This is a genomic window from Phycisphaerae bacterium, assembly GCA_035384605.1.
Taxonomy (GTDB): Bacteria; Planctomycetota; Phycisphaerae; order UBA1845; family PWPN01; genus JAUCQB01.
In genome coordinates, this window is record DAOOIV010000016.1 from 27,916 (window position 1) to 41,851 (window position 13,936).

At 63.0% G+C, this 13,936-nt stretch carries 7 protein-coding genes; 1 reads left to right on the top strand and 6 read right to left on the bottom strand.

Annotated features, from left to right (window positions below):
• Positions 1-11: 11 nt before the first annotated feature.
• The 6 genes from PLL20_06160 to PLL20_06185 form a co-directional block, all read right to left on the bottom strand.
• Entirely contained in the window at positions 12-2,441 is a 2,430-nt protein-coding gene (locus PLL20_06160; GenBank protein HPD29559.1) for a vWA domain-containing protein, read from the bottom strand.
• A complete protein-coding gene (locus PLL20_06165; protein HPD29560.1) occupies positions 2,438-4,813 on the bottom strand; it encodes a BatA domain-containing protein in 2,376 nt (791 codons plus the stop codon). Before PLL20_06165 ends, PLL20_06160 begins: the two co-directional genes overlap by 4 nt.
• A 155-nt stretch (positions 4,814-4,968) precedes the next feature.
• Positions 4,969-6,060, bottom strand: a complete 1,092-nt coding sequence (locus PLL20_06170; GenBank protein HPD29561.1) for a DUF58 domain-containing protein — start codon at positions 6,058-6,060, stop codon at positions 4,969-4,971.
• On the bottom strand, positions 6,029-7,099 hold the full coding sequence (locus tag PLL20_06175) for an AAA family ATPase (protein HPD29562.1): 1,071 nt from the start codon (positions 7,097-7,099) through the stop codon (positions 6,029-6,031). Before PLL20_06175 ends, PLL20_06170 begins: the two co-directional genes overlap by 32 nt.
• A gap of 158 nt (positions 7,100-7,257) precedes the next feature.
• A complete protein-coding gene (locus PLL20_06180) occupies positions 7,258-8,313 on the bottom strand; it encodes a terpene cyclase/mutase family protein (GenBank protein ID HPD29563.1) in 1,056 nt (351 codons plus the stop codon).
• 1 nt (position 8,314) lies between these two features.
• Complete coding sequence (locus PLL20_06185; protein ID HPD29564.1) at positions 8,315-12,922, bottom strand: PQQ-binding-like beta-propeller repeat protein; 4,608 nt, start codon at positions 12,920-12,922, stop codon at positions 8,315-8,317.
• Positions 12,923-13,304: 382 nt separating this feature from the next.
• Between PLL20_06185 and PLL20_06190 the strand changes: the two genes are divergently transcribed.
• Entirely contained in the window at positions 13,305-13,874 is a 570-nt protein-coding gene (locus tag PLL20_06190; GenBank protein HPD29565.1) for a hypothetical protein, read from the top strand.
• Positions 13,875-13,936 lie beyond the last annotated feature (62 nt).

Here is a 13,936-nt window from a genome sequence, read left to right on the forward strand (position 1 = left end):
CGCCGTCGCCTCTACAGCAGATTGAAGGCCTTACGCAAGGCCCACTCCGTACTCAACAGTGCCACCAGCACAAACAAGGTCCACCAGCGGTCCCACAGCGGCGTTGGCCGACCTGTGGTGACCATGCTGACCGACTTGGCCGGGATCAGCGATGGCAGTCGGTCGATCTCGTCAAGATAGAGCGATCGCCCGCCGGCCGAGCCCGCCGCCAGATTCTCGAGCGATTCCCGGTCCAGCGCCGTCCGGCGAAACTCCAGATCAGACCGCCCGACGCGAAGCTCGCCCCGAATCGTCGTCGTGCCCTCGCCGCCTTCAGCGGGCAGGTCGATCCGCAGCTCATAGATTCCGGTTTCCGTGGGGGTCAACTCCCCGTGATACCAGCCGGGTCGATCGGGCTGAGCCTTCAGGACCACCACATGGCCGGGCACCCCCTCCGCCTCAACGGTCATTTCAACCGTGTCCCGCCCCAGCGGCGAGAACTTCGAGTCCAAAAGCCTCGCCTCGATGCCGACCGCCTCGCCCACCGGGCAGTGGTCCTTCGTGGGCTGGATCAGCCCACGTTTCTGACCGCCCAGCAGCTTACCCTCGACAAGATGGCGGATCAGCGTGATCCAGAACCGATTGAAGTACCGATCTCCGGCGCGCCGCCAGCGCCATGTGTCGCTCCAGGCCATGAAAGCGGTTCGCCCCGCCCCAACGAACTGAGTGGCCAGCAGCACGTGCTGACCCCCGGCGTTACGCATCTGCGGGTTGGAGTGACGCAGCAGAACGGTGGCCACCGGTTTTTCGCGGCTGACCGGATAGTGCCAGTACACGCCCGGCAACTGCGCCCACGTCTGCGCGTTTTCCTCCGAGCGGTCAGCGATATTCAACAGCGGATGCCCGCTGACCTGCGGCGGTATCGCCGGCGGCCAGGCCGTCTGCTGGAAGTAACCCAGTTCGTTGATGATCAGGTCGGCTTGGCCGGCATCGATCACCACCGGCAGCAGATCGAGCAGCGCCTTGGCGGCCGCCTCGCGAGCCAGTTTTGAAGTGTTCTTGCGACCGGCCACGAACACAAGACCCGTTCCCGCCTGGCTGACCAGCGTTTCGAGGGTCTTGCTCCACCCCGCGTCGATTTCCTCCGGCCGCGGGTCCATCAGAATGATGCAGTCATACACGCCCAACTCTTCATGCTTGCGAGGCAGATGATCAATGACCGTTCCGCCGTCGCGGACGGCTTCTTCGTCGGCCGATTGCAGCCAGCAACTCACGTCCACCGTCGCGTCCCGCGTCAGCAACCGCGATAGGTAGGTGTATTCCCAACTCGGTGCCCCCGCCACCAGGAGAACGCGCATCTTCTTCTCCAATCCGCGCACGCTGGTCTCCCGCTCGTTATCCTCGGCGATGATTTCACCCTCGACGGGCTGGATTCGCACCGCCAGCCGCGTCTGCAGCGGACGGATAAGCTGATGGTCAAATGTGATCGAACTCACGTGATCGTCGGGCCCTGCCTCGATCGTGCGCGTCGCGACAACGCTCGGCTGCGATGCATCCGGCAGCCGTTGCAGCAGCTCGATGATCAGCGACTGGCCGCAAAGCCCTTGGGCGGCGATGCGAGCCGTGATCTTGAACGGGTCGTTGACGAAAATGCTCGCCGGGGCCTCGATCGCTGCGACTGCGGCATTGCGCGGCGGGGCGGGGTCTCCGACACCTACGGTGTGGATGGCGATCCGCTTGGCGCGGGCATATCCGGCGACGGCATCCACCGCCTCACCCTTGTTGAACTGCCCGTCGGACACGACCACGACCGCCGAAACCGGCCGCCCACCTTGAGATTCCACCGCCTGCCGAACGGCAGCTCCAATATCAGTCGCCGGCGCCGACGCCGGCACGGCAATCCCGATCCTGCCGCCCCCAGAACCGGCAGCGGCCGTGTATCGACCGACCAGATCGATCCCATCGCCGAACCGATAGCAGAGAACCGGGTTATTCCGCACCAGCTCACGAATCAGCCGATGATCGTCGCGGGCCAGAACCGATCTGGCGATCTCGGCCCGGCTCAAGGTCGCAAGCTCGTTCACCTGGGCGTTGCCCAGTGCCTGCCGCACACGGCGTTGCTCGGTTTCATCGGCGTAGCGGTCGTGAAGAGACATGCTGGCCGATCCGTCGATCAGCAAGAGTGTTGGCGCTTCCATCTCGCGTCGACTGTAGGTGGCGATCACCGGTTGCAGCCAGATCAGTGCCAAGACGGCCAATAGCGTACAGCGTAGAAGGGCCAGGATCGCTCGGATCCTCGCCGAAGCCCCAACCCGCTGTTCTCGCCGATACAGATGCACGCTCGCCCACAGGATCAGCTCCAGCAGAACCATCGCAACAATGGCGTGCCACCCCTGCGGCAGGCCGGCGAACTCCAACCGCCGTTCAAGCGTCTCGGTCGCCGTCTCAGCCAGCAGCCTCACGCGCGATGCCTCCCCATAAGCGCCGACCACTGACGATTGGCGCCAAACCAGCAGGCCAGCAGTTGTTCCGTCATCAGCGTCCCCACCAGCAGGATCAACAACGCCGGCCACAATTCCTTGCGGGTGGCGGCCGCCGAGCCCTGAGTCAGCTCCTCTCCTCGGATGTATTCAACAGGCCATCCTGCTGTTGCCTGCTGTAGCTCGTCGCGTCGCATCCGTCGCAGATCGCTCTCGGTAGAGTCCACGTTCACCGCAACCGGCTCGACCACATGGCCGCCGGATTGTTCCGTGAGGTCGATCTGATAGAAGCCGGGTTGATCGGTCTGCGTCCAGCGGATTGCCATGCCTCCGGATGACGTGTCCGGTTCGGCATGCACGGCAACAGCCGGTTCTTCGGGGTAGGCAGGCGATCGGACCGCGGCCGTTGGTTGATAACGACCGGCATCCAAGGACAGAGTCACCGGCTGCCCGACGAGCTGCATCGCCTTTTGGGCCGGCCGGCGAGCCAGGTATTGCGTCATCTCCATCGCAAACACGACGAAGATCGGATGGTTCGCCAGGTTGTTCCATTCCTTGTCCGCACTGCTGGTAACCAACCAGACGTGCCCGGCTTGGTGGTCCTTCTGAAGAATCAGCGGGCTCCTGTCCGCGTCATCCAGTTGCAGCAGTGAAATCGCAGTCTGAGCCGGCGTCCTCGTCGACGACTGCGTCAGCGGGGCCGGCGTGATGCTGACTGGAAAGTAAGCCCAGACCAGTACCCCCTCAAAGCATGCTGGCATCAGGTTCGCGAACGGCCGCAACGCGGGATGACTGATGTTCATCTCGCCGACACGAAATCCGGGACTCTCGTCCGGCGCGGCCACGGGTTCGCTCAGCTTGCCCGGCAACAGGCCCGCGCCGTCGCGGAACAGCACCTGGTTGTAGGCCTCAACGTCCACCTGATCGCCCAGAAAGAAGGCCAGACCACCGCCCGAGGCAACATAGGATTCCAGTCGGGCCGCCGCGCTTTCGGTGACCCGCACCACGTTGGCCAGAATGACTGCGTGGAAGCTCGCCAGATCGGTCTGCTCAAGCTCGTCTTCGCTGATCGCTGCAATCTCGTTGCCGCTGAACTGCGGTCCCTGCGGACGAAGAGCAACCGACAGAAGGAAGGTCTCATCCTGATAAGGATCGGATGATGGCTCGCCGTTGACCAGCAGCACCCGGATGGATTTGGCCACCGGCACCACACAGAAGCGGCGGTTGTCGACCGGCAACGCATCTGCCTGCAACTCGACCGTGAGCGCAGCCGAGCCGACCTGCGGGAATACCGCCTCCACGGGCACCTCGATCGATTGGCCCGCCGGTATGGCCGGTACGGTAACGGCCGGCAGACCGGCCTCCCCCACAAAAACCTGCATCGTCCGGGCCCGCGATTTGCTGCGACCGAGATTGGCCACATGAGCGATCAGCCGCGTGCCGGTTCCGGCGACGGCCTGGGCTTGGCGACTCTCAACACCGGTGACCGCAAGGTTGTCGGTGTTTTCGGAGCCGACATCGACCAGGACGATCTTGAGCGAGCGGTCTGCACGATCCCAGCCGGCAAGGGACGCCAACGGGCTTTCGGCCGTGCCGAGCTTCTTGTCGCTCTGGCTGCCACCGGCGCCTGGCCCGCCATTGCCCGCCGCTTGAGCGGACTCGCCCGCGAGCCAGTCGATTCGCTGGAAGTCGCTCACCAGATAGATCACCGCCCCCGCCGAACGGCGGGCATCAAGCAACCGCCGGACGGCCCCGAACGCTTCCGGAAGGTCCGCGCGGCGACTCGATGGCTTGCGATCCCGCCAGGTCCGCGAGAACGCGATCGGATCAAGACGGCCAACGCTCGTCTCTGTGACGATGGTCTGCTCAGGTCGCGACGTTGCCACGATGGTCAGCGCATCGCTCGGGCACTCCTCGCGCAGCCATCCAACCAGTCGTTCCACCGCCGTCAGGGCCCGGTCGAAGACGCTCGTGTCCTGGGTGCTTGCCCCCGAGCCCGCATCCGCCAAGCCCATGCTGAACGAATCATCGAAAACCACGACGTAGTCCGTCCCTGCCCGCGACCCGAGCAAGCCGGCAAAGGCCTGTGGCCGAACGAAAACGCGAGCCAGCATCATGCCGGTCAATAGCATCGCCAGGCAGCGCAGCATTAGCAGAATCAGCTCCTCAATGCGGATTCGACGGCGGTTCTGGCGGTTGGCTTCAAGCAAAAACTGCGTCGCCGCCCATCGAACGCGGCGAAACCGGCGCCGGTTGATGAGATGAATCACAATCGGGATGGCGGCGCACACCAAACCGGCGTAGAACATCGCCGGAGTGATCATCGCCGCCAGAACTTGATTGCCCGCAATCATCGATCGTCGATTCCCTACGCCTGCTTCCTGCTCCGTGTCTGTTCTATGTTCATAGGACGAAGGATAAGAGATGAAGGCTGAATAGAACCACGGTCATCGCGAGTCTTGTTCCTTTCATCCTTCCTTCTTCCGCCTTCATCCTTGGTCTCTGAACCCTATCTCCCCGTCTGCCGCATCCTCCCCGCCAGAAACGCCGTCAGCGCGCCGTCCAGCGGGTCTGTTGTCGACAGCAGCCGGTAGTCGATGCGGTTGTTGACGCAGGATGCGCGAATGCGGCTCACGAAGTCTCTGACGACCCGCAGATAGGCCGCTCGTAGCGACTGAGGGTCGGTCAGCAGTTGAATTCCGGGGTCTTCCAATCCCTCAAACAGCGTGTTGTGCTCAAATGGAAACGTCAGCTCATCATGATCCAGCACCTGGAGCACGATCAGATCTTGACGGCCGTGACGAAGCTGCTGAAGACCGCCGACGATCTCATCTGCATCGGCCAGTAGATCGCTGATCAGAATGATCAAGCCCCGCTGGCGAAGCTGGTCGGCAAGCTGAGCCGGAAGCATCTTCATGTCGGTCGTGCGGTCCGGCCGCTGCCGCTCGATGAGTTCGATAATCGACGATACCTGCGCGGGGCTGGACGCCGGCGGCACCTGGTCGCGGATGGCGTGGTCAAAGAGCACCAGTCCGCACGAGTCCTGCTGATTCAGGAGGAGGTAAGCCAGCGAGGCCGCAACCGTGCACGCATAGTCGAACTTCGACATGCGCGACCCCCCCCAACCCCCCCTTGCCAAGGGGGGGAGCTCATCTGCCCCCCCTCTTAGCAGAAGCTCATCTGTCCCCCCCCTTAGCAAGAGCTCATTTTGTCCCCTCCTTAACAAGGACTCGTTTTTTCCCCCCCTTAACAAGGACTCGTTTTTTCCCCCCCTTAACAAGGGGGGGGTAGGGGGGGTGGAATATTCGGGATACGCCATCGACTTCGAGCAGTCGAGCAGGATGTGCACCCGAAGATTGGTCTCCTCCTCGTACTGCTTGATGTACAGCCGGTCGCCGCGGGCAAAAACCCGCCAATCAATGTGACGAATGTCGTCCCCGGGCACGTACTCGCGATGAGCCGCGAATTCCACGCTATACCCGTGGTACGGGCTGCGGTGCATTCCCGAGATGAAGCCCTCCACGACCATCCTGGCCCGCAATTCGAGCCGGGAGATCTTCGAGAGAACGTCAGGATTCAAGTACTTTGCGTAGTCGGGCATCTTGTGTGATCGGCGACTGGTTCGGGTCGATGCGTTTCAGCAACTCGTCGATGATGCGGTCGGTGGTGTATCCCTCGGCCTCGGCCGCGTAGCTGGTAACGATCCGGTGCCGCAATACCGGGTGGGCGACGGCCCGGATATCCTCGGCGGACACGTGGTACTGGCCGTGAAGAATCGCCCTGGCTTTTGCAGCGGCGACCATGAACTGCACCGCTCGCGGCCCGGCACCCCACCGAATCATCCGCCGCACAACCTCCGGTGCCGAAGGCTCGTCCGGACGGCTGGCCCGAACCAGGTCCAGAGCATGCGCGACAACCCGTCTGGCCGCCGGAACACGCTGGACCGTCTTCTGCAGGTCAAGCACTTCCTCAGCCCCCAAAGCCGGCTGGATCGATTCCACCGCCGCCGCTACGTCTCCGAGCGTCAGCTCTGCAATGCGCAGTTCCTCCTCATAGCTGGGATACCCGACGAACACCTTGAACATGAAGCGGTCCTGCTGAGCCTCCGGTAGCGGGTAGGTGCCTTCCTGCTCGATCGGGTTCTGAGTGGCCAGCACGAAGAACGGCGGTTCGAGCGGGTGCCGCTTGCCCCCCGCGGTTACTTGCCGCTCTTGCATCGCCTCCAGCAACGCCGCTTGAGTCTTTGGCGGCGTCCGGTTGATCTCGTCGGCCAGTACGACGTTCGCGAACACCGGTCCGCGCAAGAACCTGAACGATCGCGTGCCGGTCGCCCGATCCTCCTGAATCACCTCGGTGCCGGTGATGTCCGACGGCATCAGGTCGGGCGTGAATTGGATTCGCGAAAAGGACAGACTCAGCGATCGGGCCAGCGTCGAAATCATCAGCGTCTTGGCCAGCCCCGGCACGCCCTCGATGATGCAGTGACCGCCGGCAAACAGAGCGATGAGCAGTTGCTCGACCACGTCCTTCTGCCCGACGATCACTCTCGATAAACCTTCGCAGATGCGCTCGTGAGCTTCCCGCAGACGATTGATTGCCGACAGATCATCCTGGACCGGTGACGATAATGATTCATTCATGACCAATGCTTCCGTTCTGTGTCACAACGCAACCTGCGGCAGGGTGGAACAGGCCTCCAGCCTGCCCTTGGCCGACTTACGGGGGCTGGTCAAGGGCCTGTCACTGGACCGGCAAGATGCTGATCCCGCACCGGCCTTCGGACTGCACCGTCACGGGTTCATCGCTGCAGAATCGGCAAATAGCCGTACGGAATCTGCAGGATGAACGTCGCTATTGCCGTCCCATACACCTTCCCGACGCCGTCGCCTTCCCACGAACCATCAGACGCCTGCTGCGCCAACAGCCAGTCTCGCATCGTCGGAAAATACCACTCCCAATTCTCTTTGCTGCTGAGCCACATGATCTGGGACATGTACAGGTGGGCATAATAGTAGTGTCCCCAGATGCCCGTGGTGCGCGCCTGGCCGTTGCCGACACGCAGCTTGCAGTATTCCAGGGCCTTGACCGCCGCTGGGTAATCATAGAGGCCCGCGTTGTACCAGCACGCCACCGCCGCAGCAGTAATCGGCGGCCGGCTGCCCCCCTGTCGATCGGCCCGATAGGAAATCCCCCCATCCGGCAGCGTCGACAGGTCGAGGTATTTCATGGCACCGTCGATCACCTTCTTAGGTACCGTGATGCCGACGTTGCGACTGGCCCGCAGCCCCTGAAGTTGCGTGACCGTCACCGAGCCTTCGTCGCCGGAAGAGTCCGGCGAATAGAGCCAGCCTCCTTGCCTGCTCTGACTTCTCGCCGTCAGTTCGACGGCTCGGCGAAGAACCGAGGCGATACGTTCCTGTTTCTCGTTGTCCTCTTCCATGCCGTGAAGCTGGCCCAGAAAGAGCATCGCAAAACCGTGACCGTGCATTGACCGCCCCGATTCTTCCTCACGTGCGATCAGGCCGCTTGGCTGAGCCGAGGCAAGCAGAAAACTCGCCGCCCGACTGACATTCGGAGCATACTTGCCTTGCGTCGCGGTGTTCCCGTTGGCCAGCATTGTCAGCCCGGCCAGAGCCGTCATCGCCGTCGGGTAGTGCCCCCATGATCCGCTGTGCCGCCAGGCGCCGTCGCGGCTTTGCGTGCGGGCCAGATACTCAAGCCCGCGGTCGATCGCGCTTTGCGTCTCCGGCGTGACCAGCGGAGGAAGAGCTGGCGGCAGTTCGGCTCGTGCCGTGAGCCCGTCGGCGATGGTAAACACCGATACAAGAACCAGTATGATCACGCGACGGCTCATCTTATCTCACCCATGGCGCCGAATGATGGGTATGAGTCTCAACGGCAAATCGTACCTCACAACCGGCTGTGCGAACGATAATCTCCCTGCCCCATACGCAAACGTCCAGGATCAGGCTTCCGCGCGAGCCCGTCGGCAGCAGCTTGCTGACCCGCCGTCCGATCTCGTTCCCTGTGGCCTTGTCCAGCAAACACATCTCGATCTTGCCTGGCGGGTCACCGGTCGACGACCGCGCGCGAGTCCCTGCCGGCCGGCTCGTGCCGCTGGCTTCGGAATCCGAAACCAGCATAGCCAGCGGGATCGCATTCGATGACATCCGCAGCACATCCGCCGTCAAGAACGTACCGGGAGCGATATCGTTCCGCTGCCATAGAATTGTACCGTCCTCCACACGAATGGCCCCAAGACCGTAACAGCCGTTCACTCGGCGGGGCCTTCGGGCGGGTCGTTCGAAAAAACCGATGACGTAGAACACGCCATCCACCAGAGCCCCGTCGATCACCCCCTCCGCACAGGTCGGCGTCGCGAACCGGCCTCGGGGTTTGCCCGTCGACGATTCCCTGACCTCAACCTGACCCGCGCGGTCGGCGATCGCCGCCAGATCGGCGGCCGGCTTGAAGATCTGCGACAGTCGCCCCGTCACGGCTGTTCGCCACCGCTCGGTGCCGGGGGAGGCCAGCTCGAATGCCGCAACCTCGTTTTCCGATACCGGCCCGCAAATCACCTCATCGAATAGCAGCAGGTTGATCCTGTCCGCAGCCGCCTCCGGTTGGCTGAATCGGCACTGACCAATGTGTTGACCGTCGGCCAGCCGGAACACGTCGACCTCCTGTATCTTCTCGTCGGCCGCAATCACGTAGGAGCCCCGAGCCCGGACAATATGCCACTGCCGCTTTGGCATGCTCCGGCTCCATAGAACGTCGGATCCGTCAAACGATCGGGCGACCTCGACCCGCCCGGAGGCGTTGAGGCTGATCAGATAGCCGTCATGACTCCAGAGCCACAGGTCCGAGGCAATTGGGTCCGATCCCGGTGCGCAAGGGGGATCAAATGGTCGTGACCACAGCCGGCGGCCGGTCAGCAGGCCAACCCCATGAAGGCCAAACCCACTGTTGACGATCAGAGTCTGGCCATCCAGGACACCGACGGCCGGCCGAACCACCCAGCGGGTACCCGAGGCCTCTCCTATCTGAGTCTGAAAGGAAGTTACCGATATTCCCGTACCCACATCCACCGCCGGTTGCTCGGACAACCGCAGTTCCGTCTGCCATAGCGCCCTTCGTATGCCCAATCGTCGAGCCTTGAGAACCTTGTTCTCCGTCATGGACACCAGAGTCGTTTGGGCCGCCTCGCTGGAATCGTTTCGGGCGATCAGCGGACGGTTGTTCTCGGTCAGCAAGCTGACGCCGCCCTGCAAAGGCCCCAGTACGCAAGGCCCGGCCACTGCCCCTGACCTGGCCAACGATGACGCTTCCAGCCTTCGACGCAAGGTGTCGGCCGCAACGCGACCGGTCACCTTCGAAGATGAAGCTGGACGCTCCGTCGTCGGTTCCAGCGGGTCAGCCAGTACGTCCGCAGGGATCTCGACTCCATCCCATTCGGTTTGAAGCCGATCCAGAAGCGCAGCCCCGGTCACCGGCTGGTGAAGTTCTCCTGGCAGCAGGCAAATCGCGGCCAGCCGCGCCGCCGCCTCCGCCCTCGTTTCCGGTGAAGCGCCATGATTCACAATCTGTCGCAGCAAGCTCTCCGCTTGCTCGAACTGCAGATTCTCAATTGCCCAGATGGCCAGATGTAGCCTTGCATCGTAAGACGCATCCGCCGCGGCGGGGCAGTCCATCAGCCGCCGCAGGCTGTCTGCGTCGCGGTTGTTCAATCCCTCGGACAGTTGCTGCCGAGCACGGTGCGCCAACGTCTTGCGATCTTCGGCGGATAGTTGGGAAATGACGCCGGCCAGTCGCTGGTTGGCAAGCAGCCGCGCCTCTTGCTCAAGCCCCTTCTCAAGAGAAACCATCTCATCGCCGGCCGGCGAAAGAGCCAATAACAGATATTGCCCGCATGCCTCCAGAAACCGCTGACGCAGCCTCAAATGGTCTCCCATGGCCAGAGCAGTCCGGATGCGATCTTCGGCCGATTCGGCGATCGCGCGGGCTTGCTTAAGCGATTCTTCCGCCTCGGCCTCGGTCCTCTTTTCGTCCGCCGCAAGCGCCAACAACGCCTCCACCCGAAGATGAACTGCCTGCCCGTGCTTCCACGGGTCCGTCGTCTTCAGATCGTCGCCCAGCAAAACCAGTGCTTGCAGGGCGGCGGCCGGGTTGTTGAGCAAAAGCTCCAGGCCGGCCAGCCGGAGGGCTTTTGATGGATCGGCCGGGTCGGCCTGATGCCGGGCAACGGCCGTCTTGTACCCACTTTCCAGGTCCGGATACTTGCGCACCTCACTGATGCCCACGCTGTACAGCGCGCCGTCCCAGGCAAGCAGATTGCCCGGCATGACGCCGCCCGTCCCCTTCAGCGGGACCGGTTCACCGGTCTTGGCCTCGAAGGCCGCCAGGCCGCCGGTGGTCGGCAGGTAGATGCGATCGCCGCTGAGCGAACCCCGACCGTTCAATTTAATGCTTGTCTTGGTCCAGACCGGCAGGCCGGTGTGCAGATCGAGCATCTGAAGCTGATTGCCCGCCAACCACACGTACCGGTGATCTACTCCGAGAATCTGAACCGCTTCGTGCAGCTCGGCCTGCCACCGCACGTCTCCCGTGAAACGGTCAATACAAAACAGATGGTTCGCGTCCACAGGAGCGGCCAGAAGCACGTCGGCGGTTGCCACGGGCGGTTCCCAGGCCCGACTGGCTTCATCGCCTCGAATGATCTTACCTGTTGGATATCGATCCGTGGTCTCCCGTCTCGGGTACCGAATGGCCCATAGCACCGACCGACCTGACAGCTCGACGGCGACGAGCAAACCTTGTCCCGTGAGCACGAACGCCACTCCGTCGGATATGGCGATCCGCATCGATTCCATTGCGCTGAACGAAGTCGTCGCACTCATTCCGCAGAGAAAAACATGCCACGCATGCTTGCCGGTGGCCGGATCCAGAGCCACTAGGTAAAGATCGTTGTTCATCTTGCAGGGGGCAAGCAGATGGCCTTCCGCCGGGACGGGCGTGGCCAGGAATTGCCACGCAACCTCCTCCGCCATAGCCGTGCCGGCCGGCCCGGACGTGTCGCTTTGCCATAAGAACGAGCCGTCCTTGAGAGCATACGCTTGAACGTGGTTGGGCCGCGTGCTGACCGCAACAGAATCAGGCCAGAAAATGACGTTCACGTTTTGTTGCCTTTGCAGGTTCGGAGCCGGCAACGCGCCTTCCGGAAAGACCAGCGTCAATACCTTGTCTTCCACGATGACCACGTCGCTGTTGGCCGCACAGGCCAACGCAAGCAAGGCTTGAGGCTGTCGCAGGTCTTGACTGCCGGTCGCGGAAGGCTCGGCGATTTGCCAAATCTGAAAAGACTCGTCTTCTGCGGGCGACTCAACGGCGTCGATCGGCGGCTTCGTGGTCCACACGGGTGTGAGCGTGTTGGCGTCCAGCGCGACCAGATTGCGGGCTGCCTTGACGATGACGAGGTCCTCATGGGTCACGATATGACGCCCGGGGATGAAACCAGCCTTGACCGCCACCTCCTCCAGCGTTGCGGCTACCTCGGCCGGCGCGGGAATCGGCAGCATCGCCGTCATGCAATGCTGCTCCACCAGGCTCGGCTCGACGACATGCTGGACGCCGCCTCGGCAAACGTTGCCGCACGCCATGGGCCATGATGTCGCCCGCTGCGGCTCCGGCCTGTTATTGCTCTTGCTGACCAACTCCCGGAGTTGTTGCGCCTTCTTTTGCGGGAGCGAAGAAGCCCCCTCCGTAGCCGTCAACTGCGCGAGCATCTCCTCCGCTCGCCGCTGCTGCCCCATTGCCGCAAAGCACATGGTCAATCGCGCGGGCACCAACCAGCCCGGCAGGTCCGAGTCAGGGTAGATCAGACGAACGGTCCGCAGCAGCGAGGCCGCCTCGAAGAACCGCCCCTCGTCCATCAGCCACTCCGCCAGCGTCACGGCCGCATCATCGCCTGAACGGGTCACCAGGTATCGATGAACCACCGTCGCCAGCAGCTCCGCATCGTGCTCTCGCCGCCCCTCCTCGAGCAGCATGGCCGCCTCCGCGTCGTTCAGCGTACGGTAGGCTTCCAGACCTTCTGCCGGCAGCGCCGCGATCTGCCGATGAGCTTGTATGCGGGCCATTTCATACCTGTTGTCATTTACCCGCAGAATGTGTTCGCCCGGCAGCTCCACGATCCGTTGGAGAGAGTCGATCGCCAGCTTCCAGTCCCGGCGATCCACGCCTTCACGGGCCCGCGCCATCAGTGACGCCGCTTCCTCGGAAACCTGAATCACCGGGCCGCTCTCGGCGCTCGTGTTCCCGCCCGAGGTTCCCGTGGCGTTGATGCGGATCGGCTGACCGATGACCTCGGCGGCTTGGACACCGGTGATGCCGCCCGCAACCGGCATCGCCGCCAACGCCGCGACCAGGACCATCCAGTACAGGTCTTGAGAGGCTCTAGGTTCCACCTGTGGCCGATCCCTTCCGTTGGGCTTGGCAGTCCTGCAAAACGTCCGCCGCATGCGACCGCGCCGTCCTCGTTCGCCGGCGCCGACTGCTCGGTGGATGCCCGCCCCCGGAAAGTCTTATCATAACCCGTCTCCGCTCTTCCGCCAACTGTATTAGCGGACTTCCGTATCCGGGATCGCCGGCTGGGTGCGCCTGCGCCTCGCGAGACTCTTTATTGGGCGTTCAATCAACGGCTCTTCCCAACCCGACGCGATCGCCCCGCTCTCTCCGAAGCCTCCGACAAATAGCAATCTGAGGAGCCCTTTTGGCCGATGAACCGCAATGAGTTGCTTTTGTGTCTGTGGTCCGAAGTCCGAATATGCGCCGGAAGGGGAATGGAAGATGAGGTCAACGACGATGGAGTGGAACATGATGAGCCGGACATCCTGTGTGGCGGTTGCCTTGGCCGTGCTCGCGCTCGCCGGGTGCACCTGCGTCGACGGCCCGCCTGCTGATCAAATGAACGCGCCGCCCCAGGGGACGGCACCGACGGGCAGCCGACTCGCCGAGAACTATGTGGCGATGACCGACAACGCGTTGCTCAACGACGCCTCGATGTCGTCCGTCCACTTTGTTCCCCGAACCGCCGAACTTAACGCCCTCGGAGTACGCCGCCTGACCCGGATGGCCGAGGTCCTCAAGGTCTACGGGGGAACCGTCTTCTACGACGGCAGCGACGCGGAACGCGACCTCCGAAAAGACCGCGTCGAGAAGATCCGCCTGTATCTGACAAGCTGTGGTATTGATCCCTCGCGATTCAAAGTCGAAGAGGGATTCGCCGGAGGGTCCGGCATCGACGGCGACGAGGCCGTTGCCATCCGCAGGGCCACGCGGGGACCGGGCGACGTGAAGATCCAGGCGCAGGCCGCTGGTTCCGGATCGAGCGGCGGCCAGGGCGGCGGCTCGCAGTGATGGGCGCCGCAGAAGCAGAGCTGTTGGCCGGCACAGGCACCGGTACCCGGAATCATCCGTTG

What these genes read in the sequence shown, in the direction of transcription:
- PLL20_06165 (HPD29560.1), bottom strand. Translation starts at nt 4,813, where the DNA reads ATGATTGCGGGCAATCAAGTTCTGGCGGCGATGATCACTCCGGCGATG.
- PLL20_06170 (HPD29561.1), bottom strand. Translation starts at nt 6,060, where the DNA reads ATGCCCGACTACGCAAAGTACTTGAATCCTGACGTTCTCTCGAAGATC.
- PLL20_06175 (HPD29562.1), bottom strand. Translation starts at nt 7,099, where the DNA reads ATGAATGAATCATTATCGTCACCGGTCCAGGATGATCTGTCGGCAATC.
- PLL20_06180 (HPD29563.1), bottom strand. Translation starts at nt 8,313, where the DNA reads ATGAGCCGTCGCGTGATCATACTGGTTCTTGTATCGGTGTTTACCATC.
- PLL20_06190 (HPD29565.1), top strand. Translation starts at nt 13,305, where the DNA reads ATGAGGTCAACGACGATGGAGTGGAACATGATGAGCCGGACATCCTGT.